Origin of the sequence: Paenibacillus sp. ATY16, assembly GCF_003399985.2 — a bacterium.
GTDB lineage: Bacteria > Bacillota > Bacilli > Paenibacillales > Paenibacillaceae > Pristimantibacillus > Pristimantibacillus glycanilyticus.
This window is the reverse complement of sequence record NZ_NMOK02000026.1, coordinates 92,472-114,331: the sequence shown is the minus strand read 5'-3', so window position 1 is coordinate 114,331 and position 21,860 is coordinate 92,472. Positions and strand designations below refer to the sequence as shown.

Below are 21,860 nucleotides of genomic sequence, written 5' to 3'. Positions count from 1 at the left end.
ACTTTTTCTATTGCCTTGGCTGCCGTTGTCGCTTCCATGCTAATATCCGGGCAAACAGGCTATGCAAATCCGAATCAAAAAAACGCGAACTCAAATGCCGGTAACGCTAAACCTGCTCAAACCCAATCTTCGGAAGGAGAGGTTGATTCCTTAACCAGCAGACAGCAGCTTTACGACAGGCTAAGCACCGTTACCGGCATTCCTTGGTACCGTATCGCTGCCGTTGACCAATACGAGCGAACGTTGTCCAAAGCCCGGCCAAAAGCCCGCCCTCAGCTGGGCAGTATCGTTGGCATCTACATCGACGAGGAGCAATGGGCCGGCCCGCTTAATCCCGATTCGTCCGATAACGTACCGGCTTCGATTCAGTGGTTCAACGGCATTGGCCGCGACGGAGACGGGGACGGCTTTGCCGACCGCAACAACGATCTCGACCTGCTCTATTCCGTAGCGAACAGACTGCTTCAGTATGGCGGGTCTACGGAAGACGATTTCTCCATTGGCGTATGGGAATATTACCATAATAGCAGGGCTGTGCAGCGTATTCAGCAGTTTTCCAATATTTACGCTACCTTCGGACGTCTGGACTTGTATGAGCATGCGTTCCCCGTCCCGGTCGGAACCAATTATTCGTACCGCAGCACCTGGGGCAATGCCCGCGGCTGGGGAGGACGGCGGACTCACGAAGGAACCGACATTTTCGCCAATCACGGCATTCCCGTCCGCAGCACCTGCTATGGCGTCGTGGAGATAAAAGGCTGGAATCCTTACGGAGGCTGGCGGATCGGTATCCGGGATTTGAACAACTACTATCACTATTACGCCCATTTGTCCGGATTCGATAAGACTATTGGCATCGGTACGATTGTAAAACCCGGCCAAACGATCGGCTGGGTCGGCAGCTCCGGATACGGCAAGCCCGGAACGCAAGGCAAATTCCCGCCGCATCTGCATTACGGGGTTTATCGCGACCGCGGGCTTATCGAATGGGCATTTGATCCTTATCCGCTCTTGCGACGGTGGGAACAGGATGAGCGAAACCGGTTAAAAGCAGCAAACAGATAAAAGGGGCACTCCCGAAGGCCGATTCGTCCGGACCTTTTGGGATGCCCCTTTCTTTTATCCGCCGCCTCCCGCATTGGCTGCATTCGCGTTGCCTGCGTTATTAGCCGAATTGTTGCCGCTGCTTGTAGGCAGCGGAGATTCGCCCGAATCCAGCTGCTCCTTCAGCATGCTTCCGTCCGACTGCTGGGTAACTCCTTGGCCCTTCGACATGGGCAGCGAGATATTCGGAGCATTTGGCGCGGATTCGCCAACCGCCTTGCCTTCATTATCGTAATAATACATGGGCACGTCGCCAACAACGAGCAGATACGAGATCGGAATTTCCGTCTCCACGATTTGCGGATCCGTCTCGAACGGCACGATAATGGCAACCTCGGATACGATATGAATGTACACCTCGATCAGAATCATATTGATGCCGGCATTCGTCTGGCGCGTGTTCAGGTCCACCTTCACGGCTCCCACCGGCTCGAACTTGACCGGAATTCTTGGACCGTACGTCGAGATCAGCGCACTGCCAAGCGCGTTGCCGACCGGGATATGCTCGGGAATCTCCTTCAGCTCGTCAAGCGTTGCCTGTACCGTCTTGATCGTCTCCGACCGGATCTTCGTATGCTCGGCATAGTTCAGCATAAAGCCGGATACTTTTCCGTCGCTGTTCATTTTCCAATCGATAAGCTTCTCGAAATCTGCATTGCTGACAACCTCATCCGTCGTGGCCTTATTAATCGCCTGCGTAGCAACCTGCTTGATCCGCAGCTGGGCAACCTTCATAAGAGGCGGACGCAGATGCTTTTCGATATAAACAAGGGATTGAAGGGTTCCAATAAGAAGGATAAGCACAGTGACGATAATCCATAGCTTGGTGCGCCGTTTGCCGGATTTCAGCCTCGTTCCTCCGCCTCCGCTTCCTAGCGAGCTGATGCTCATTGTTTTGATGCCTTTTCCGGGCGGTTTTACCGGCCGTTTGCGCGGCTGCCACATTCCGCCCCAGTTACCCGCTGGCTTTGGCTTTCGCGGTGACTTCCATTTGCTTGATCCCCATGGCTTTGGCGCGCTGCCCGAAGAGGAAATTTTGCTGCCCCAGCTGACCCGCTTCACCTTCGCAAAAGGGCGGTTAGACCATAGCTGCTGCCGGCTCAGGCCAAGTGACCGAAGCATCCAACCCCTTCGTCCCCATTTCGTCACTTCCATCGCCTCCTAAAAAGAATTGCCACACAATTGGCCGTTTTTAGGCCAGTTGTGGTAATTCTTGCTTCGTAAGCATAGACCAAAGAATTGCCACACAATTGGCCATGTTTAGGCCAGTTGTGGTAATTCTTGTTTCGTAAGCCCGTACCTTTACATGCTTATGCGGGGCAAGGACAAAAAAGACGACCTCCCGTTAGGGCGGCCGTCCGGCAGCTTCTGTTAGATTTTAGTCCCAGTACCCTTTGTGTACGGCCACAACCTCTTCCTCAAGCTCGGGGAAGGGCCCAATCACTTCAATCGGCTTCTGGCCTTTGGCGAAAATATCCCGGCAAGGCAGATTAAACGTCGGATTCTGCTCGTGATCGCCCGTCAGCTTCAGCAGCGCTTCCTCCGTCGCGGCGTAGACCACTTTTCCGACATTGCCCCAATAGATAGCACCCGAGCACATCGCGCATGGCTCAAAGGTGGTGTAGAGGGTGTAGTTCCACAGGTCATGATGCTCGTATTGATGGGAGGCTTTCTCCATCAGCGCGGTTTCGGCATGGCCGGTGCACCGTCTTTCCGTAAGCTCGACGTTCTCCTGCTCCAGCACAATCTCGCCCCGCTCGTTCACAAGGATCGCGCCAAACGGCGTATTGCCGTTCTCTCTCGACCTGCGGGACACCTCTATGCAATATTTCAAATAATACGTATGATCCTGCTTCATGCTCTCTCGCTCCCTTCGTTTCCCCTATCTTAGGTCAGAGCTGCGCGAGGAGTAAACGAGCAGGGGGTAACTTTGTGGCGGTGACTAATCCGGGGCATGCCTCTTTAGTTGCCGCGCACAGTCGGGATAGCCGCTTCGTATGCGGCAGACGCTTGTGCTATAATAGCCGAAGCACATTTTGGATAGATGATGGAGGATGTTATGTTAACTTTTGACGAAAAGCTGGCTATTATTGAATCGTTCCCGGAGCTAACGCGCAGTGACGTATCTTTGGGGCGCGTGAACTTCCAATTCGAGAACAGCTTATATGACCGGAAAAATGTCGTGTACCACCTGCACCCGAACGGTAACGGCTTCGTGTATGCCGGGCTGCTGCGCAATTTCAGCCAGGACGAAAAGGGCATGATCAATATCCGCGACTACAACGAGCCGCAGCTTCGCACGCTGCTCCGCCAATCGATTGATTCGCTTTCCGTACGCGAGGAAGAGCCCGCTCCCAAGCCGTCGCGCAACCGCAAGAAGAAAGACCAGCTATGGACCAACGAGGACAATCAAAGCTTGACCGTAAAATGGGAAGACGATATGTGGTACGTCTACTCCGGTCTTAATCTGGAGATGGCGTTTGAAGCGTATGGCGAAGTAGAGGAATACATGAAAGAAGAAGGGTTCCGTCGGGAGCAGAATTAATTGAAGGATGGCGGAATGGTGCCGGATTACATGGTGCTTGTGCTGTGAGGGCCCGTCATTCCGGAAATGTATCTCCTTCCAGTCGCTGTTGAAATCGTGAGATTGGAATTTAATCTTAATGGTTTTCCCACGATTTCAAAGGCGAGCGTTTAAAAGCTTTCTGAAAGAAAGCTGCTTCGAAAGCATACGCTTCTTCCAGGAGATACATTTCCTTCACTCCTCCTACTCCGACGGTGGGGGTAAGCAGAAACAAGACAGCCCAATGATCTGGGCTGCCTTGTTTTAGTTCTAAGAGAAAAGCCCATTATCCACCTCCAGTAGGCTAATAGGGTAAATAAAACGGTTTTTCCGTATTACAGACCGCCGTCCGGATTCATAAGGTGGCTAAAGAAATGGTTTTGGTTATATATTCCAATTACTTCTTTACTGGATTATGATTAGATCAATTACTGGATGGTCACCGTTCCATTATGAAATGGAGGAGCTTCTATGTTCCAGCTTGTTGGCGTGATCTTTATTGTTTTGGGGATTCTCAATCTGTTGTATCCGAGGGCGGGTTGGTACATGCAATACGGCTGGCGGTTCAAGAATGCCGAGCCAAGCGATGCCGCGCTCGTGATGGGTAGAATCTCGGGCATCATTGGTATCGCGATTGGCATCTTTCTATCCTCCGGATTTTCCCCTTTTCTCTAAACCAAAGGGCAGCCAGATGAATGGCTGCCCTTCGCGGTTTCTTTAAAAATAAAATTGCAGGACGGAATAGAGCAAATGGATCTCCTGGAGGAGTGAAACGTTCGCCTTTGCTTTCACTTTGCATCATCTAGAACATAGTTCAAAGCAAAGTGAAAGCAACAGCGGCCGTAAGGAGATCCATTTGCGTCATGACGGAGCTACAACAACTCTCCCTGCAATTTACGGAGCTCTCTTAGGCAACTGCCGGACATACTGGTCCGAGAGACTCATCAGCTTCATGATGTAGTCGTAGTCGCTCTTGTACTTCGAGAAGTCCTGAACCGGCTCCATCGTTTTCAGCGAATAGGCTGTGCCATCGTCAAAGCCTTTGCCCGGAACGAACAGGATATCGTTGTTGAAGAACGATCCAGTCGGCAGATAATACCGCATTCCAAATACGTTATGGTTGATGTTCAACAGGTCATGGCCGAATGGAACAACCCCTTCGTCCGCCGGCTTCACGCCCAGCAGATTCGCGAGCGTTGGCATAATATCAAGCTGCCCGCCCGGCTGCTCCACGACATGGCCGCTGCTCTGACCCGGAACATGGATGATCAAAGGGATGTTGAACCGGCTGAGCCGGTCATCGTAATGAATGCCCAGCTGCTGGCTGATCTCCGCCGCGCTGGCTTTCTCCGGCTGCAGGCCAAAGTGGTCGCCATACGCAACAAGCACGGTATCGTCCCACATGCCGTTCGCCTTCAGGCGGTCAATCAGCGTCCCAAGCGCATAGTCCGTGTAATGAACGGCCTGCAAATAATTGCCAAGCTGCATTCCCTCCATGGAAGCCGGCAGGGTCAAATCCGTCCGGTCCTTCGGCACCTCGAACGGGAAGTGACTGGAGACGGTCACCATCTGCGCGTAAAACGGCTTTTTCTGCTCATGCAGCGCCTGCAGCTTGTCTACCGCAACCCGGAACAGCTCCTCATCCGATGCGCCAAATGCATTAAAATGATCGTCCGTATAAAACGGCTTATCATAGTAATGGTTGAAGCCTAGCGCAGGATACAGCTTATTCCGGTCCCAGAACGTCACATCGTTTACGTGAAACGTGTTGGATTCATACCCTTTGCCCTCCAGCATGCGCGGCATACTCGGCAGCTCGCGGTTGCCGTATCCCGTGGACATAGCAATCTCGCCCGTCGGATAAATCGAGGTATTCGACATAAACTCCGCATCCGAGGTATTGCCCTGGCCGATTTGCTGATAAATATGAGGGAAATAATAGCTCTCGTCGGCCAGCTTGTTCAGCACGGGCGTCAGCTCCGTTCCGCCAACGGACAGATGAAGCGGAAAGTTCTGAAAAGCCTCCATCTGGACGACGATCACATTTTTCCCCTGCGCGGTTCCGAATTGAATAGCCGGCTGGCCCGGTTGATCCTGATAAGAATAGGAAGACATCAGTTCGTTAATATCCGCTTTGGTCTGTTCGATGTCGCCGCTGCTCGCCATCGCCTTCTCGCTCTGGTAATTCCAGGCTGCAGCCGCCTGATACCCGATAAAGCCCAGCCCTTCGGCTTGCTCCAGTTCATTCGGAATATCGTTTCCGGCACGTACCAAGCTCACGAATACAACGATACATACCAGAAGCCCCCCCATGACGAGACGGAGCTGGCCGATTCTTTTTCTCCCCGAAACCCGGGTTCCTCTGATTAAACGAACGATATACAAGATTGCTAGAATCGCAAGGTCCAGAAAATAAATATAATAGATACTCTTAATTAGCGATTCTACACTATCTTGAATTTGATTGACTTGATCAAGCGCCTTGAGGGCGGTATACGTCGGCACGGAGCCGTAATAACTGAAGTAGACGGTTGACGCAAAGAGCAGGACGGACACAATCAAATTCACCGCCCAATAAGCGATCCCCCTCCATCTTGCGGCTGTAACAAGCTCCACGATAAGGAGCAGCCCCAGCCAGGCCGCCGCATCCGCCAGAAGGCCGTTCCACTGCAGTTCTCCGAATAGGAACATCCGGAACAGGACAGTTTTCACAAGCAGCAGAAGCCAAATTCCGATCATCGGCGACCGCCGGTAATCATCTTTGTAGAACGATATCAATGTACTCACTCTCCCATGCGAAAAAAAGAAAAGAAGCCGTCAAATGACGGCCGCTTCGTTTATCTACTTATTCTATTTATAGTAACCGATTTACTAGTAAGAGAAAAGGGCACGTGGTTGCATGTTCCATGTCAATTACTAGATCGCTATCCAGTCTCTATCCTTACACAGTTGTCGTGATATTCTCGGCTCTTCGACTGACGTTTGAAGTACAGGAAGGTAAGGCCCAGGAATACGACGGCAAATGCGCCAAGGACAAGCATCTGCTCGCGCATCAGGGCATAATCGCCGCTTGCGATAATCGTCTTGAAGCCGGTAATCGCATGAGTCATCGGCAGCCAAGGGTTCAGCTTCTGCATCCAATCCGGCAGCAGCTCAAGCGGGAAGGTGCCCGCGCTTGAGGTCAGCTGGAAGATCATCAGCAGAACGACCAGGAAGCGTCCCGGATTATCCAGCCAAGTAACAAGCGCTTGAATAATAAACGTATACGCCAGGCTTGTAAGAATGGTAAAGAATACAAAGAGCGGTACGCTTGTTACGTCAATCTTCAATCCGTACAGGAGTACGGCATCGGCAATCAAAGATTGCAAAAGGCTTATGCTTACATACGTCAAGGTGCGGCTCATGAAACGGCCCATCGGCGATGCACCCAAGGTGTACGAATCGCGCACCGAGAATACCGTCGTATAAACAAGCGCGCCCATAAACAACGCCAGCGACAAGAAGTAAGGAGCAATACCAAGTCCATAACGGTCAAGCTTATGGTCCGTGTTTTCTTTTACGACAACCGGCTCCGCAAACATGTTTACGATATTGTCGCCATCTTTGATGCTGCCGGTCTCGGCAGCGGCATCATTCAGCTTCGCAGCCAGCTCGCCCGAGCCGTTCACGAGCTGCGCCGAGCCGTCCTTCAGCTGTCCTGCGCCTTGGTCCAGCTGCTTCGAGCCGTCGGCAATGCCTTCTACGCCGCCGGACAGCTTGCCAAGTCCATCCTTCAGCTGGGCGGCGCCGCTGTTTGCGGCTTTTGCGCCCGCAGCAAGCTGTTCTGCACCGGTTCCCGCTTCCTTCAGCTTCCCGCCAAAGGTCTCAAGGCCGGAAGCCAGTTTTTCCTGGCCTTTGCTAAGCGAATTGGCGCCTGCATATAATTGCTCTTGGCCTTGCGTCAGCTTGCTGCTGCCAGCCAGGAGCTGTTCTTGCCCTTCCTTCAGCTGCGCGCTGCCTGCTGCGACCTGCTTGCTTGCAGCTAGCAGCTGCTTTAGCGCCTCGTTATCCTGCAGCTCCGGCGATCCAGCCATAAGCTGCTCGAGTCCTTTTGCAACCTGGTCCGCACCGTCAGCTACCTGACCGCTGGCCGCGAAAGAAGCGGTTAATCCCTGCTTCAGCGCAGCCGCGCCGTCTTTCGAAGCCTTTAATCCTTCCGCCAGCTGGGCTGCGCCAGCTTTGGACTGCGAAGCTCCGTCTTCGAGCTGCTGCTCGGCCGCGGACAATTGCCCCAGACCGCCGGCTAAGCCCGATGCGCCGGACGACAGTTGGCTGGTACCTTGACTTAAGCTTGTTGCGCCATCGTACAGCTTGGATACGCCGCCGCTCAGCTCGGAAGTGCCGCTGGCCAGCTTATTGAGATTTTCCTTCAGCGTAGTTATGCCGTCCTCCAGCTTGCCCGCTCCGTCCTTCAATTCGGTTGCGCCTTCTCCCGCTTTGCCCAGACCGTCGGAGATGGTACCCACCTGTTCGAACATGCTGCGGGTATACGCTTCGGTAATTTGCGTGTTAAGCTTCGATCGCAATTCCTTCATGGCGCTGTTGCCGATCTGACCGGCCACGAAGTTATATTGGCTGTTCGGCTCGAAAATCAGCTCCGCCTGAACCGGATTTTCCTGCGTTAAGGTTGCCGCATTGTCCGAGAAATTGCCAGGCACGGTGATGGTCATGTAATAATCGTTATGCTCCATGCCATCCTTCGCCTGCTCTTCATTTACGAAATCCCATTTGAAATTATCGCTTTTCTTCAATTCCTCAACGAAGTCTTTCCCGACATTCATCGTCTTCCCTTCATAAGTCGCCCCTTTATCGAGGTTCACAACGGCTACGGGAAGCTTGCTCGTCTGGCCGTAAGGGTCCATCGAGCCGTCAATCAGTATGCTGCTGTACAGCATCGGAAGCAAGGCGACGCCAATAAAAGAAAGCAGCAGCATTCTTTTGGTCGCCAAAGTCTTCATGTCCTTGAGAAAAACTTGAATCGGCCTCATGTTCACACATCCTTCTTTCGGTTGAATAACTGACTAAATTCGTATTTCGGTCATTTTGGACCAAAAAAACAGCCCTTTACAGGCTGGAATTTTCTAAGATCGGGATTCCTTCATAATGCCTTTGGTAATAAGCATTGCGATGTTCTCCTTAATCTGCTCTTTGGTAAGCGGCTCGCTATGCGACTTGTTCCATTCCGTTGCAAGACCCAGATACAAGCGGAAGATCATATAGGACGTGATTGTCGTATCGCATTCCCTGACTTCGCCTTTCTCAATCGCAAGGTCCAGCTTCTGCTTCAGAAACTCAAGCCCAAATAGCTCCATTCGCCGGATCCCCTCCAGCGCCTGGACAGTGCCGATGTCCCTAACCTCCTGAGCCAGCTTCACGAACAGCTCATGATCCGAACGGAATTCGAGGATAGAATCAAGCAGGCTGAACACACTATGAATAAATGAACGATCACGGCCTTCCATATCGAAACCGCAGTTCATCGCTTCCTTCAATTCGATCTCGGCCTTGTTCAGAATCGCTTCGAAAAGCTCCTCCTTCGTCTTGAAAAAAGTATAGATCGTGCCTTTGCCTACGCTTGCGATCTTGGACACCAGATCCATTGTGGTCGCTTTATAGCCAAATTGCGCAAACGACTGCGTCGCTGCCTTCAATATTAACGCCTTGCGGTCAATGGACATGAGCCAATCTCCTCTCCTTCTCCGAACATGAATCTTCGTAAAATGACCAAAATTCAATTCCGGTCAATCAGTCATATTTCATTTATAACATATTCGGTGTTGCAAGATCAAGTGCAACTTTTCTTCTCTTCCTTGCGTACAATCAACGATACTTATTATCCATATCGTGGAAGCATCGGAGGAGCAAGGAATGAACAACGGCTTTGGACCACCCATGGGATTTGATCTAATGATCACTATTATTCCCATCATTATCGTCATCGGATTCGTTATCGTCATCGGTACCGTCATTTACCGCGGCGCCAAGTATGTGCAAAATGCGACCTCTCCCAAAGAGTCGACTTTCGCTAAAGTCGTATCCAAACGAATGGACGTGAGGCAGAGCTCCCATAACCATGACGGCCACGTCAGCCATTCGTCCCATACTTATTATTACATTACTTTAGAATTTGTTAACGGCGAGCGCCAGGAGTTCCTCGATGTAAAAAACCTGTACGGCCTTGTTGTAGAAGGCGATACCGGTTATGCCGCCACGCAAGGCGAGTGGATTGTCGCTTTCGAGCGCAATAGCGGACCAAGCTTGTAAACATAAAAAAAGGCTCATGCCAGACTTCTGACAGAGCCCCCCACACGAAGAACAGGCGCGGCACTGCAGCGCACAACGGGATTGTCTGGCTGCCGGAGCATTTGGCCAAGCACCTCGACCGCTGCGTCGCATAGCGCTTTTTTATTGACCGCCATCGTCGTTAACGGAGGATTCGTTTCCGCGGACATGGCAAGCCCGTCGAAACCGATGACCGACACACGGCCGGGTACGTGGACGCCCCGTTTGTCCAGCTCCTTCATGAGCAATAGAGCAATCCGGTCATTCCCGCAGAACACAGCCGTCGGGTATTCTCCCTCCCCGAACCGGTCGCAATAAGCCGACAGTTCCTCCTGCGTTCGGCTAAAGCCTTCCGACTCCAACAGGCATACGGAGAAGTCGGGCTGCAGGTTATTTTCCAGCATGGCCTTCGTATATCCAAACCAACGCTCCTCATGACTGGTCGTCAAGTTAACCGGCGCAATGCAGCCAATCCGCTTGTGACCCGCATCAATTAAAGTGTTAACCGCGAAGCTTGCCCCTTCGATATTTGCCGAAGTCACGGCGGACGCATCGATATCCCGGTAATAGGAATCAAACAGCAGCATCGGCTTTATAAGGGTCTGCTGCACTTTCAAGATATAATCCTTCTCCAATATGCCAAAAGCGATAATCCCCTGATAGTCGATATGCTGAACCAGCTCGGGGAGGATACGCTCCTCTTCCTGGGCAATGCTGATTCGCACAATTACCGCGCTATAGCCTTCCTCCTGCAGCCGGCTGTCCAGTCCCCAGATCAAATCGTGATAAAACAAAAAATGCTCGTTATCCTCATGGCTCAAAATCCTCTCCGGTACAAGCACGAGAACGGGAGCGCTAACGGAGGATTGGCCGTCGTTCAGCGGATAACCAACCTCTTGCGCGGTCTGGATAATTTGACGCCTCAGCTCTTCCCCGATTCCCTTCTTATTAGATAGCGCCAAGGAAACCGCATTGCGGGATATGCCCAGCTTATCGGCGATCGTTTGCATGGATATTTTTTTTGGTCGCGGCATTCTTCAACTTCCTCTGTTCCTATGTTATAATCAATTTACTTTACAGATGTTTATATTGTCAAGTTTAGTAAAGTTGTAATCGATGACTTGGAGGGATCAAGATTGGCGAATCAACCGATTTTCCTGGAACCTGTATTTCAAGAACGAATTTGGGGTGGCAAGCAATTAAGAGAGCAATTCCATTACGATATTCCGTCTGACCGTACCGGGGAATGCTGGGCGGTCTCCGCTCACCCTAACGGTCAAAGCGTTGTTCATAACGGTCCTTACAAAGGGCTTAAGCTTGGCGAGCTGTGGGAGCAAGAGCCGCAGCTGTTCGGCTCCAAGGCGGCTAAATTCCCGCTGCTGACCAAAATCCTCGATGCATCGGATGACCTGTCCGTACAGGTGCATCCGGATGATGCCTATGCGCAGGTGAACGAGAACGGCGAGCTTGGCAAGACCGAGTGCTGGTACATTCTGGGCTGCGAGCCCGGGGCTGAAATTATTTACGGCCATTCCGCGGCTACCAAAGAGCAATTCAGGCAAATGGTTGACGCAGGCGAGTGGAATCAGCTTCTGACGAAGGTAACCGTGAAGCCGGGCGATTTCTTCTATGTTCCTAGCGGCACTCTCCACGCGCTTGGCAAAGGCATTCAAGTACTGGAAACGCAGCAAAGCTCGGACACTACTTACCGGATCTACGATTATGACCGGAAAGACGATAAAGGCGCGACACGCGAGCTTCATCTGGACAAAGGCATTGAAGTCACTACCGTGCCTCATGTGGATGCGGAGACATCCTTCTCCACGGAAACCGTTGGCGGTACCGAGGTAACTACCTTTGTATCCAACAGCTTCTTTACGGTTCAAAAATGGAACGTGAGCGGCGAAACGGCATTCCCGGAGCCGGCTAAATTTACGATCTGCAGCGTCCTCGACGGAACTGGCGAGCTGGAGAATTACACAGGCAGCTACCCGCTGAAAAAAGGCGATCATTTCATTATTCCGCTTGGTTTCGGAAGCTTTACGCTTCGCGGCCAGCTCGAGCTTATTATTTCGCACGAATAACAGAGTGCAGCTTGCGAAGCAAGATTTACCACGTACGGCCAAAAACGGGGCCGTTCGTGTGGCAATTCTTTTAAGGAGGCAACGAACTTGCGTATTGGAGCAATTGAAGCAGGCGGAACAAAGTTTGTATGCGGGATTGGCAACGAACACGGTGAAATCGAAGAACGGATCAGCTTGCCGACCGAGCATCCGGATTCCACGCTGCGCGAGGTCCTGAACTACTTCCGCGACAAGCAGGTTGAAGCTATCGGTATCGGCACTTTTGGACCGATCGATATTGATCCTGCCAGCCCTACCTATGGGTTTGTTACGACAACCCCTAAACCAGGCTGGTCCGGCTATGATTTCCTTGGCACGATGAAGCGCGAGCTTTCCGTTCCTTACGGCTGGGACACGGACGTAAACGCGGCGGCATTTGGCGAAGCCAAATGGGGCGCGGCAAAAGGGCTTAACAGCGCGCTTTATTACACGGTAGGTACCGGTATTGGCGTTGGCGTCTATACGGAAGGCAAGCTTGTACATGGGCTGCTGCATCCGGAAGGCGGTCATGTGCTTACCCGCAGACACCCGGAGGATACGTTCGCCGGCTTCTGCCCTTACCATGGCGACTGCCTGGAGGGCATGGCGGCAGGTCCCGCTATCGGACAACGCTGGGGCGTGAAGGCTGACGAGCTGACGAAGGACCATCCGGCATGGCAGATGGAAGCTTTCTATCTCGGCCAAGCCATCTCCAGCGCGATTCTGCTGCTGTCTCCGAAGAAGGTTATTCTTGGCGGCGGCGTTATGCATCAGGAGCAGCTGTTCCCCCTGATCCGCGCGGAAGTACAGAAGAACCTGAACGGCTACGCTTCGCACGAAGCGCTGCGTGAAGGCATTGATTCGTATATCGTGCCGCCTGGACTTGGCGACAACGCCGGTCTATGCGGATCGATCGCGCTTGGAATCGACGCGCTCGAGCGCCAGCAATAATGGAAGAAGGCCTTGCCGGATTTAGACCGGTAAGGCCTTTTCTTCATTTCATGGACGATATAACATCGCCTAAGTCCTCTGGTTTAACATGACTCAGCCATCTCCTGTGCCCAAGAGTCACCATGTACTGCATTCCGTCTTTTTGAAACCGAGATTCATAACTTCCCTTCGCTTTCATTGGCTTAGGCCAGTCCAGGATTGGCATTCCTGGCCGAACCGGTTCCGCCTGAATAAGAAGAAACCGATCATTCGCATCATCTTCGTATTGCAATGCAATCCTCCGGCCTATGATCTCTCCCTGCACCTTATGTACCTCGAAAGGAAACTGCCCAGGAACCATGACATGACTGTCGAACTGATTCCTGTATTCCCTTACGGCTCTGTTTTCATTAACAAGCGGATTGGCTCCATCGTATAGGGCATCAAGCCGGATAATTCGATCCTGTTTTATCGTTAGCTCCCAAATAAATGCAATGCGTTTGCTCCTAAACGCCTCGTCCCAGAAATAACCGATAAGAATACGATGGTCCTTTTTCGTCGAAGGAAGTCCTTCCACCTGAATGACCGGACTATCTTCTCTAATTTCCGGTATTTTCACGCCTGTGGCAAGATAGCTTTGTGCCAGATCGTACTTATGTCTCAATAGCGCATTCATCATCTGAAGAACGGCTTCTTGCTTCGGCCTAGCATCCGCCCCATTCCCAGGAAAAAGGAGCAGCATAGCCACAATGAAGGACATTATCCATTTCATATTCCTAGCCTCCCTGGTTAACTTCCCCAGTAAGGCTGTTGTCTATTATTCCATCCGAAAAACAATCTCTACGCCCGTCGGCTTCCTTTTTAAAGGCCTTTCGTATTCACGGAAAGCAAAGGTGATGCCGGCAAGATCGTCCGGCAGCGCCGGAGAAACAACAAAGCCGTAGGCGGAGTTACCCCCGGAGCTTGTCCCCTGATCTATATAACAATGATAACCCTCGCCCAGCTCCAGCTCGATATAAGTATGCGTGCGCGCTGACTCCGTTTCGCGTTCTCTGTAGTCTCCATGTATGCTCAAGTTTACGACGCTTGCGTTCTCATATTGTCTTATACCGGACAAGGTATAGACTTTGCCTTCGCTCTCTACGCACCGGAGAACGTGCAGATGCTTGCGGAAGCCCGCTGGCTCAACCAGCGGCAGATAAACTTCTTCATTCAATAACATGCTGAATAAGGACTTTAACAAATCCGGGTACAGGCGATACCGGTCAGCCCAGCACTCAATGCTCTTGAAGGGCGGAAACCCCGGATTGTGATTCGAAATCTCTCTTCGTTCTTCCAGCAAAGCGCAGAGTTGTTCGTCAATCTTGAATAAACGGGCATCGTAGTGGTCCGTCGGCCGTTCCATCGGTATTCTTCTCATCTTAATCCCTCGCCTCTTCTATGAACTGAGCTTGCCCAAATCTCCGGTAATAAGCATATAAATTCCCCAGCCTAGTACGATTACGGCTCCGAACCTGCTGAAAAAGATATAGTTATCGCTTGGACCCGAATTGCCGTCCACGGCCCAGCCATGCTTCATATGCCAACTCAAAGAAGGGAACAGCCATCCCATAACTCCTGCAATAATGAAAATAAGCGAAATGAAAACTACCACGTTATCATCTCCATTTGTCCATTTGCCGAGCGCAATAAGACCTTCTCCGATCGTTGACATGACGGGGAAGGCCTGAATTATTCTCAATATAGACGACTATACGCAAATTTAAAATACCCTATTTTTATTATTTATATTAATATTTTAAGCATTTTCCAATAGACGATAAAGTTCCGAGACGCGGAATGCCGAAATGTAGCGAATAGGACATACTCATTCTGTAAAAAGTAAATTTATGAGAAAATCTAGACTTTTACGAATGATTCATTCAAAACCAGCACCAACCAATAAGAATAGCAATCAGCGGGAGGAGGCGCCTCAACATCCGCTCTTCTCAAGCTTGGAGCAGAACAAACAACAGCTTGAAGAGGTTTATTCGAAGTGCTCCGATTTCATTATTCGATCCTTCCCGGTCGGGGACAGCAACCAGGTTGTTATTTATTACATCGACGGATTGGCCAATGCCTCCCGAATCGAGCAGACGATCGTTGAGCCGCTTATGGGATTTAACGGAGAGACGATTTCAATCGGCTACTTGGCTCAGCATCTGATCACCTCCGCTTCATCCAAGCTTGTCGTTACTTTCGATGAGGCTATAAAACATTTGTCCATCGGGGAGCCTCTGATGCTGCTCAATGATGAAGCTCAAGCTATTACCTTTGGACTCAGCAACTGGCAAACCCGGTCCATTGAAGAGCCCACAGCGGAATCCGTCATAAGAGGACCCCGGGAAGGCTTTACGGAGACATTACGCGTCAATACATCCCTTATTCGCCGGATCATCAAAAGTCCCTTGCTCAAAATGGACTCCCTTTGCATCGGCGAATATACGCAAACCAACATTATCGTTGCCTACATTGAAGGTTTGGCAGCAGCCGAGCTGATAAGCGAAGTCAAGGAGCGCCTCGGACGCATACGGATCGACGGGATTCTCGAAAGCGGTTATATCGAAGAATTAATTGAAGACAGCCCGCTCTCGCCATTCCCCCAAATCTTAAGCACAGAGAGACCGGACGTTGTCAGCGCCAACCTGCTTGAAGGCCGGGTTGCGATACTGACGGAAGGAACGCCTTTCGCCTTAATCGTGCCGATCACTTTCTTTTCGCTCATGCAGTCCGCCGAGGATTATTACCAGCGGTTTCTGTTCAGCACGGCCATCAGGTGGCTGCGTTATTTTTTCGCTGCGATCTCCCTGCTGCTGCCTTCTTTTTACGTCGCCCTGCTTACTTTCCATCAGGAAATGGTGCCTGGTTCGTTGTTAATCAGTATGGCAACCTCGCGCGAAGCCGTGCCCTTTCCCGCGCTCGTTGAAGCGTTGCTGATGGAGATCACGTTCGAAGCATTACGCGAAGCCGGGGTAAGATTGCCTAAGCAAATAGGTGCGGCTGTCAGTATCGTCGGGGCGCTTGTTATCGGGCAGGCGGCCGTTCAAGCCGGTCTCGTATCTGCGCCAATGGTTATCATTGTTGCGATTACGGGCATTTCATCCTTTATGATTCCGCGTTACATCACCGGACTGCCCATACGGCTGCTGCGGTTTCCTTTTATTCTGTTAGCGGGCTCGCTGGGCCTTCTCGGCATCATGTCGGGTCTTATCGCGCTTGTCTTGCATTTATGCAGTCTGAAATCATTTCACGTTCCTTATTTATCCTCCGTGGTGAAGAGCGATCTGAAGGATATTCTCATCCGTTCGCCAATTTGGATGATGGACGCAAGGCCAGATCTGGTCACTGAGACGAATAAATACCGGCAAGCGCAGGGCCAAATGCCGAAGCCCTCACAGGGCTCAAATGACGAATGAAGGGAATGGGATTCGAAATGGATAACGGAAAAATCACTTCTTTTCAAGTCTCTCTTCTAATGTACTCGGTTATATTGGCAACGGGTTTTATAACCATCCCCGCTATTTCTGCCCATTACGCCATGAACGACTTCTGGCTTGCACCTGTCCTTGCCATATTAGCAGGCGGAAGCGTGCTTGCCATCTCGATCAAATTGCATCAACTGTACCCGAATAAAAATCTGATTCAATACAGTGAGCGCATTATTGGCAAAGTGCCCGGAAAAGTTCTGGGGATTATCTATTTCCAATTTTTCGTATTTACCTGCGGCATTGTCTCCAGGGAATATGCCGAATTTGTTACAGGCAATTTCTTATTCAAAACGCCTATGATCTGCCTGGTGATCTTAATGGTTCTGCTTGCTGCGTTTGCCGTACGAGGCGGAGTTGAACTAATCGTCAGAAGCACGTTATTGTTAACTCCGCTTTTTATATTGCCGTTATTTTTCTTGCTGCTGCTACTGCCGGATTTCGAGGTCAGCAATATTCTGCCGTTTATGAGCCATGGATTTATTCCGGTGATTAAAGGCTCGCTAGCCCCGGTTTCGTGGTATTCCGAATTTTTGATTATCGCTTACTTCTTGCCCAGCGTTATCGATCAGGACAAAACGGTTAAATACAGCTTTCTTTCACTCTTGGCTGTCACCGCCAGTTTAACGTATGTTTGCCTTGTAGCGTTGTTCGTGCTTGGTCCCGATACAGCCAATAAGGTATATCCGGTATTAACGGCTTTCCGTTATATTTCCCGCGCTGATTTTTTCGAGAATCTGGAGGCTTTGCTTCTAGCCATGTGGGTGGTTGGGAATTTCATAAAAATCGCGGCTGTGTATTACGCTGCCGTCTTGTCCTTCACCTCCTGCTTTAACCTGAAGGATTATAAGCCCTTTGTATTCCCAATCGGCATTCTGATTGTTATTCACTGCTTCTGGGATATCCCAAGCTACTTCAAAATGGCCGGATTTCTCGCCACGGTAGGCTCGTTTCACTTGTCCACCTTTATGCTTGCGGTCCCTTTCCTGCTGTTTATTATTGCATTGTGCAGAAAACAATGGAGCAAGCTTGTCTCATGAGAAGGTTACTGCTCTTTATGATGTTCAGCGCTTCCGTGCTATCGCTTACCGGATGTTGGGACCGAACCGAGCTGAACGATCTTGCGCTGATCTCGGCAACCGCCTTTGACAAAGGAAATAATAATAAAATATTGGCTACCGTTCAGGTCATTATTCCTCAGAACCAGGGGAGCGGCCAGCAAGCAGCTGCAATCGGCGGTGGCGGCCCCCGGGCTATTACACGTTCCGCTGAAGGAATCAATATAGAGGACGCCTTGTCAAAGCTTCAACGCAAAATGCCAAGAAGGCTGTTCTGGGGACAATGCAAAATATTTATATTCGGCGAGGAAATCGCAAGAATCGGTATCCGCGAGGAATTTGATTATCTCGTCCGTCATCCTCAGCCCCGGGAACGGGCTTATTTGATGGTCAGCAAAGGGAAGGCAAGTGAAGCTCTCAACCTCATTCCGCCGATTGAACGCACCTCGTCAGAGGCATTGAGGGAAATCTCCAATTTGCACACCGGCCTGCTTGTTACGATGGAGCAAATGAGCAAGGATCTAAAAGGGGATTCCGAGACCAATGCCCTTCCGATGGTCTATATACTGCCTCCATCCAAGCTCGCCGACAAACCCGTTCAGACCATCCCTTATATGAAGGGCGCGGCCGTTCTCAAGAAGGGCAAGCTGTCGGGCGAGCTTACAGAAAAACTTCTGCGGGGGGCTCTTCTGATTAATAACGTTGCCGCGGATTACAGCATTACGTTTAATGTCGGAGGGAAACAGGTTTCCCTGCATCCTGTAAAAACGAAGGTACGATTGGCTCCTCATATCGAAGGGAATAACTGGTCGATGACCATTAAAGTTCAATCAGAAGGAAGCATTGTTCAGAACAATTCAAGGATGGATCCCATGAAGCCGGAAGATTTGAAGGAGATGAATCTGGCGTTCCGTAACGATATCCATCGTCGGATCGAGGCTGTCGTCGATTATCTGCAGCAACTAAAAGCGGATACCATCCACTTCGCCACGGTTTACCACAAGAAATATCCGAAAGAGTGGGAGCGGGTAAAGGAGCAGTGGGATGAGCAGTTCGCTAAAATAAAGGTGACAATCGAGGTAAAAACCGATATTAAGAAACCGGGATTAATTAATGCGCCCGGCGGAATGCCATACGAAGAGGTGCAATAAGAATGAGGCTGCAGTTTATTGTATTTATCACCTTGAGCATTTCCCTGATCCTATGGCTGGAATGGCCGAAGTTAAAAAAATGGGGCGTCAAGGAAAAAGCCGTGTTCTTCTCCCTCCTGGCGGTTATCTGCATCTTTATGTTTGTCGATGTTCCCGATACGCCGGGTACTCCTACACTGGACGAATTTCTATTCAAACCGCTCAAGAGGTTTGTTCAGCCGTAAGGCGCGCCATGCAAAAAGGCCAATGAAAGTAGGCTTCATTGGCCTTTCATTTCTATTTCTCTGATCTGCGCTCGGTCATCTCGTTCAGATCGGAGGTTAACTTGTCCAACTGCAGGAAACTCTCGACAATTTCAACAATCCGGCTGTCCTGCGTCGTCATGCTGGCTGACATTTCCTGGATCGCTGCCATATTCTGCTCCGTGGAGCCGGCAATCGATACGATCTGGCCGGTAATTCTCGCGTATTGCTCCTGAAGCTGCTCCGCCGAATAGTCGACCTCGCCCGAATGGCTCTCGAGTTTATTGGCGTCTGACGCCAAAGCCCGCATCACATCGGCTACCTTGCGGGCTGCCGCCGTACTTCCTGCAACGGACTGCTGTCCTTCGAGCACCTGCTCTGCCGCCAGAATCGTCTTCGTACGGATGCTCTCCAAAATCTGCTCGATCTGCTCCGTTGATTGCTGCGATGTCTCCGCAAGCTTGCGGATTTCATGGGAGACAACGGCAAAGCCTTTGCCATGCTCGCCTGCGCGCGCGGCTTCAATTGCCGCATTCAAAGCAAGCAGGTTCGTCTGCGTGGAAATATGCTTAATAGTAGCCACAATCTCGCTTATGCTCGTATTCTGTTCGCCAAGCTCATTCATAAGCTGCACGGAGGAATCGATCGCCTCGTTCACCCGCTTCATCTCGTGCTCAAGATCGGAGGTTCCTTCGCTTCCGGCCTTGGTCAAGAGAGCGGAGCTTGCCGACAGCCCCTTCATCTCCGTAGAACGATCCGCAAGCGAGGTCACGGAAGCTTCGATATGGCGGATCGCTTCGCTGATATCATTCATGCTGGACGTTTGAGCTTCCATGCTCGACGTAATTTCCGAGAAGGCCGAGGTTACTTCCTTGGAAATCGAACCGGCCGTCGTCATATTGGCTTTCAGGTTCGTGCTGAACGAATTCAGCTGTCCCGCCGAGGAAGAGACTTGTCCGACAAGCTCGAGCGACCGTTTATTTTCCAACATCGCCTGCTCGCCTTGCTCGATAATATTGCGCTGCAGCCGCTCGCTGAATTTAGTCGACACATAGAGCGGAAGCGCCACCATAAAGAAATACATAAACATCGTGGTAGGAGCGTTATCGCCGAAAATCTCGGTTTTGTCGGGACTAACGTAACAATAAACCGTCAGCAGGATGCCCATTAACCCGGAGTAGCCGATTGCTCTGGAATTGCCGTAAAGCGTCATGATCGCAAGATTGACGTAGACAAGAAAATAAGTCGTAATAATCGGTCCGGTTAACAATAACAGCAAGGTTAGCACGGTAACAATCGTTGAAATGAAATACATAATATAGTTCGTTAACCAGCGTTTATAGACCAGAATCGTTGTAGCGCCGCAGGTAAGCGTACCTACGATAGCAAGGACGACAATCGAATCCATCCCGGCTCCGGTCAGAAAATCAACGGCTATGCCGAGTAGCAGCATGACCCATATGATATTCACAAGCAGCTTGTTTCTCCGGTGCAGGGTCTCCATATAATCCATTTGTTCTCCACCTTTTTTACCATAATATAGGCAATAATTCCGATCATACCATAAACCGATATTTTTCGACATCATCTTTAATAGACATGAACCCGATAATCTTGTAATCTATTGTGATACGGTTAGCTATGTGGAGGTGCTTAACGTTGGCGAAAGATATTCGTTCCCGAATTGAGATTGACCAAATCAACTGTGAAAAAGAACTCACCCTTGCGTTAATCGGAGGCAAATGGAAGCTTATCATCCTCTGGCATCTGGGCATTGACGGCACAAAACGGTTTAGCGAGCTGCAAAAGCTCATTCCCCATATTACGCAAAAGATTCTGACGAACCAGCTGCGCGAGCTGGAGGAGGACCAGCTCGTCCAACGGACCGTCTATCCGGTTGTTCCGCCGAAGGTCGAATACAAGCTGACTCCGCATGGAGAAAGCCTGGTGCCGATCCTGAAGCTGATGTACAACTGGGGCAAGCATTATGGCGAAGAGGTACTGGGCAGAACACCGGACTCTGAGCCGATCTCCCTGCAAGCAGCAGAAATTTAAACCGCATATTCCCCCATTAAAAATCGGCAGACTCCGCACGGAGTCTGCTTTTTTGCGCTTCATAGTTTCCTGCAGGATACGGACTTACTTGAAAGTGCGTACTTCCATTACATTCGGTATCCCCCTAATATGAACTCATCGCTTTCAACACCCAACTTAAAGGAGAGATTCAACCTATGGAATTGCAATTGGCACTTGACCTGGTTAACATCCCGGAGGCAAAGGAAGTCGTAAAAGAGGTTGCCCCTTATATCGATATCGTTGAGATTGGCACCCCCGTTGTCATTAACGAAGGCCTTCGCGCCGTCAAAGAAATCAAAGACGAATTCCCTTCGCTTAAAGTACTGGCCGATCTGAAAATTATGGATGCCGGCGGTTACGAAGTCATGAAGGCTTCCGAAGCAGGCGCCGACATTATCACCGTACTTGGCGTATCCGACGATTCCACGATAAAAGGCGCGGTTGACGAAGCTCGGAAGCAGAACAAAAAGATCATGGTCGACATGATCAACGTAAAAGACATTGCCGCGCGCGCAGCGGAAATCGATAACCTTGGCGTGGATTATATTTGCGTTCATTCCGGTTACGACCATCAGGCAGACGGAAAAAATTCGTTCGAGGATCTGGCTACGATTAAACGCGTCGTGAAGCAGGCTAAAACCGCGATCGCGGGCGGGATCAAGCTTCAAACCCTGCCTGCAGTCATCAGCGCCCAGCCGGATCTGGTTATCGTTGGCGGCGGTATTACCGGCGCAGAAGACAAGCAAGCCGTTGCCGCTCAAATGCAGCAGCTGATCAAGGGATAATGGC

22 protein-coding genes are annotated in these 21,860 nt (G+C 50.8%); 12 read left to right on the top strand and 10 right to left on the bottom strand.

The window, feature by feature from the left end; translation table 11 throughout:
* Nucleotides 1–36 precede the first annotated feature (36 nt).
* Entirely contained in the window at nt 37–1,065 is a 1,029-nt protein-coding gene (locus CFI03_RS17245; protein WP_481857693.1) for a M23 family metallopeptidase, read from the top strand.
* A 54-nt stretch (nt 1,066–1,119) separates the two neighbouring features.
* Here CFI03_RS17245 and yunB read toward each other — a convergent pair whose 3' ends face one another.
* Both yunB and CFI03_RS17235 read right to left on the bottom strand, forming a co-directional pair.
* A complete protein-coding gene (gene yunB, locus CFI03_RS17240) occupies nt 1,120–2,253 on the bottom strand; it encodes a sporulation protein YunB (RefSeq protein ID WP_248758177.1) in 1,134 nt (377 codons plus the stop codon).
* Between the two features lie 229 nt (nt 2,254–2,482).
* Nucleotides 2,483–2,962, bottom strand: coding sequence for a nucleoside deaminase (locus CFI03_RS17235; RefSeq protein ID WP_201006131.1), 480 nt, complete (start codon nt 2,960–2,962; stop codon nt 2,483–2,485).
* Nucleotides 2,963–3,163: 201 nt separating this feature from the next.
* On the opposite strand from CFI03_RS17235, the gene CFI03_RS17230 reads away from it, so the two are divergent.
* Both CFI03_RS17230 and CFI03_RS17225 read left to right on the top strand, forming a co-directional pair.
* Nucleotides 3,164–3,649 (top strand): hypothetical protein, encoded by a 486-nt coding sequence (locus tag CFI03_RS17230; protein WP_248758176.1) that lies wholly within the window; start codon nt 3,164–3,166, stop codon nt 3,647–3,649.
* A gap of 489 nt (nt 3,650–4,138) precedes the next feature.
* Nucleotides 4,139–4,342 (top strand): DUF6199 family natural product biosynthesis protein, encoded by a 204-nt coding sequence (locus tag CFI03_RS17225; protein WP_248758175.1) that lies wholly within the window; start codon nt 4,139–4,141, stop codon nt 4,340–4,342.
* A 219-nt stretch (nt 4,343–4,561) separates the two neighbouring features.
* On the opposite strand, the gene CFI03_RS17220 is transcribed toward CFI03_RS17225, so the two are convergent.
* The 3 genes from CFI03_RS17220 to CFI03_RS17210 all read right to left on the bottom strand — a co-directional run bounded on the left by CFI03_RS17220 (nt 4,562) and on the right by CFI03_RS17210 (nt 9,384).
* Nucleotides 4,562–6,406, bottom strand: coding sequence for an LTA synthase family protein (locus CFI03_RS17220; protein WP_248758250.1), 1,845 nt, complete (start codon nt 6,404–6,406; stop codon nt 4,562–4,564).
* 185 nt (nt 6,407–6,591) lie between these two features.
* The gene (locus tag CFI03_RS17215) at nt 6,592–8,694 is read right to left on the bottom strand and encodes a YhgE/Pip domain-containing protein (RefSeq protein WP_248758174.1); all 2,103 of its coding nucleotides are present in this window, start codon (nt 8,692–8,694) and stop codon (nt 6,592–6,594) included.
* A gap of 93 nt (nt 8,695–8,787) precedes the next feature.
* A complete protein-coding gene (locus CFI03_RS17210) occupies nt 8,788–9,384 on the bottom strand; it encodes a TetR/AcrR family transcriptional regulator (RefSeq protein WP_127490908.1) in 597 nt (198 codons plus the stop codon).
* Between the two features lie 190 nt (nt 9,385–9,574).
* On the opposite strand from CFI03_RS17210, the gene CFI03_RS17205 reads away from it, so the two are divergent.
* Nucleotides 9,575–9,970, top strand: coding sequence for a DUF2500 domain-containing protein (locus CFI03_RS17205; RefSeq protein ID WP_248758173.1), 396 nt, complete (start codon nt 9,575–9,577; stop codon nt 9,968–9,970).
* A gap of 14 nt (nt 9,971–9,984) precedes the next feature.
* Here CFI03_RS17205 and CFI03_RS17200 read toward each other — a convergent pair whose 3' ends face one another.
* Nucleotides 9,985–11,022 carry a substrate-binding domain-containing protein gene (locus CFI03_RS17200; protein WP_248758172.1) on the bottom strand — a complete coding sequence of 346 codons (1,038 nt, stop codon included), beginning with the start codon at nt 11,020–11,022 and terminating at the stop codon, nt 9,985–9,987.
* A gap of 102 nt (nt 11,023–11,124) precedes the next feature.
* Between CFI03_RS17200 and manA the strand changes: the two genes are divergently transcribed.
* Nucleotides 11,125–12,072, top strand: coding sequence for a mannose-6-phosphate isomerase, class I (gene manA, locus CFI03_RS17195; protein ID WP_248758171.1), 948 nt, complete (start codon nt 11,125–11,127; stop codon nt 12,070–12,072).
* Between the two features lie 87 nt (nt 12,073–12,159).
* Nucleotides 12,160–13,041 carry an ROK family protein gene (locus CFI03_RS17190; RefSeq protein WP_248758170.1) on the top strand — a complete coding sequence of 294 codons (882 nt, stop codon included), beginning with the start codon at nt 12,160–12,162 and terminating at the stop codon, nt 13,039–13,041.
* A gap of 43 nt (nt 13,042–13,084) precedes the next feature.
* On the opposite strand, the gene CFI03_RS17185 is transcribed toward CFI03_RS17190, so the two are convergent.
* The 3 genes from CFI03_RS17185 to CFI03_RS17175 are packed head-to-tail and all read right to left on the bottom strand — an operon-like array spanning nt 13,085 to nt 14,674.
* A complete protein-coding gene (locus CFI03_RS17185; RefSeq protein ID WP_248758169.1) occupies nt 13,085–13,792 on the bottom strand; it encodes a hypothetical protein in 708 nt (235 codons plus the stop codon).
* 45 nt (nt 13,793–13,837) lie between these two features.
* Complete coding sequence (locus tag CFI03_RS17180; protein WP_248758168.1) at nt 13,838–14,440, bottom strand: hypothetical protein; 603 nt, start codon at nt 14,438–14,440, stop codon at nt 13,838–13,840.
* An 18-nt stretch (nt 14,441–14,458) separates the two neighbouring features.
* Complete coding sequence (locus CFI03_RS17175) at nt 14,459–14,674, bottom strand: DUF6199 family natural product biosynthesis protein (RefSeq protein ID WP_127490921.1); 216 nt, start codon at nt 14,672–14,674, stop codon at nt 14,459–14,461.
* 259 nt (nt 14,675–14,933) lie between these two features.
* Here CFI03_RS17175 and CFI03_RS17170 point away from each other — a divergent pair, with 259 nt between their 5' ends.
* Genes CFI03_RS17170 through CFI03_RS17155 form a run of 4 tightly spaced genes read left to right on the top strand, consistent with a single transcriptional unit; the run spans nt 14,934 to nt 18,977 of the window.
* The gene (locus CFI03_RS17170; protein ID WP_248758167.1) at nt 14,934–16,475 is read left to right on the top strand and encodes a spore germination protein; all 1,542 of its coding nucleotides are present in this window, start codon (nt 14,934–14,936) and stop codon (nt 16,473–16,475) included.
* 17 nt (nt 16,476–16,492) lie between these two features.
* Nucleotides 16,493–17,584 carry a GerAB/ArcD/ProY family transporter gene (locus CFI03_RS17165; protein ID WP_248758166.1) on the top strand — a complete coding sequence of 364 codons (1,092 nt, stop codon included), beginning with the start codon at nt 16,493–16,495 and terminating at the stop codon, nt 17,582–17,584.
* Nucleotides 17,581–18,753, top strand: coding sequence for a Ger(x)C family spore germination protein (locus CFI03_RS17160; RefSeq protein WP_248758165.1), 1,173 nt, complete (start codon nt 17,581–17,583; stop codon nt 18,751–18,753). The genes CFI03_RS17165 and CFI03_RS17160 overlap by 4 nt, the downstream gene beginning before the upstream one ends.
* 2 nt (nt 18,754–18,755) lie before the next feature.
* A complete protein-coding gene (locus CFI03_RS17155) occupies nt 18,756–18,977 on the top strand; it encodes a hypothetical protein (RefSeq protein WP_248758164.1) in 222 nt (73 codons plus the stop codon).
* Nucleotides 18,978–19,029: 52 nt separating this feature from the next.
* Here the strand turns inward: CFI03_RS17155 and CFI03_RS17150 are convergent, their stop codons facing one another.
* A complete protein-coding gene (locus CFI03_RS17150) occupies nt 19,030–20,508 on the bottom strand; it encodes a methyl-accepting chemotaxis protein (protein ID WP_248758163.1) in 1,479 nt (492 codons plus the stop codon).
* A gap of 146 nt (nt 20,509–20,654) precedes the next feature.
* Here CFI03_RS17150 and CFI03_RS17145 point away from each other — a divergent pair, with 146 nt between their 5' ends.
* Nucleotides 20,655–21,050, top strand: a complete 396-nt coding sequence (locus CFI03_RS17145; protein ID WP_248758162.1) for a winged helix-turn-helix transcriptional regulator — start codon at nt 20,655–20,657, stop codon at nt 21,048–21,050.
* Nucleotides 21,051–21,226: 176 nt separating this feature from the next.
* On the top strand, nt 21,227–21,856 hold the full coding sequence (hxlA, locus tag CFI03_RS17140) for a 3-hexulose-6-phosphate synthase (protein ID WP_248758161.1): 630 nt from the start codon (nt 21,227–21,229) through the stop codon (nt 21,854–21,856).
* Nucleotides 21,857–21,860: the final 4 nt, after the last annotated feature.

Bases quoted from the DNA above. Each gene is read 5' to 3' on its own strand.
- CFI03_RS17245 (WP_481857693.1), top strand. From the start codon at position 37: ATGCTAATATCCGGGCAAACAGGCTATGCAAATCCGAATCAAAAAAAC.
- CFI03_RS17235 (WP_201006131.1), bottom strand. From the start codon at position 2,962: ATGAAGCAGGATCATACGTATTATTTGAAATATTGCATAGAGGTGTCC.
- CFI03_RS17230 (WP_248758176.1), top strand. From the start codon at position 3,164: ATGTTAACTTTTGACGAAAAGCTGGCTATTATTGAATCGTTCCCGGAG.
- CFI03_RS17225 (WP_248758175.1), top strand. From the start codon at position 4,139: ATGTTCCAGCTTGTTGGCGTGATCTTTATTGTTTTGGGGATTCTCAAT.
- CFI03_RS17220 (WP_248758250.1), bottom strand. From the start codon at position 6,406: ATGATCGGAATTTGGCTTCTGCTGCTTGTGAAAACTGTCCTGTTCCGG.
- CFI03_RS17215 (WP_248758174.1), bottom strand. From the start codon at position 8,694: ATGAGGCCGATTCAAGTTTTTCTCAAGGACATGAAGACTTTGGCGACC.
- CFI03_RS17210 (WP_127490908.1), bottom strand. From the start codon at position 9,384: ATGTCCATTGACCGCAAGGCGTTAATATTGAAGGCAGCGACGCAGTCG.
- CFI03_RS17205 (WP_248758173.1), top strand. From the start codon at position 9,575: ATGAACAACGGCTTTGGACCACCCATGGGATTTGATCTAATGATCACT.
- CFI03_RS17200 (WP_248758172.1), bottom strand. From the start codon at position 11,022: ATGCCGCGACCAAAAAAAATATCCATGCAAACGATCGCCGATAAGCTG.
- CFI03_RS17185 (WP_248758169.1), bottom strand. From the start codon at position 13,792: ATGAAATGGATAATGTCCTTCATTGTGGCTATGCTGCTCCTTTTTCCT.
- CFI03_RS17180 (WP_248758168.1), bottom strand. From the start codon at position 14,440: ATGAGAAGAATACCGATGGAACGGCCGACGGACCACTACGATGCCCGT.
- CFI03_RS17170 (WP_248758167.1), top strand. From the start codon at position 14,934: ATGATTCATTCAAAACCAGCACCAACCAATAAGAATAGCAATCAGCGG.
- CFI03_RS17165 (WP_248758166.1), top strand. From the start codon at position 16,493: ATGGATAACGGAAAAATCACTTCTTTTCAAGTCTCTCTTCTAATGTAC.
- CFI03_RS17160 (WP_248758165.1), top strand. From the start codon at position 17,581: ATGAGAAGGTTACTGCTCTTTATGATGTTCAGCGCTTCCGTGCTATCG.
- CFI03_RS17155 (WP_248758164.1), top strand. From the start codon at position 18,756: ATGAGGCTGCAGTTTATTGTATTTATCACCTTGAGCATTTCCCTGATC.
- CFI03_RS17150 (WP_248758163.1), bottom strand. From the start codon at position 20,508: ATGGATTATATGGAGACCCTGCACCGGAGAAACAAGCTGCTTGTGAAT.
- hxlA (WP_248758161.1), top strand. From the start codon at position 21,227: ATGGAATTGCAATTGGCACTTGACCTGGTTAACATCCCGGAGGCAAAG.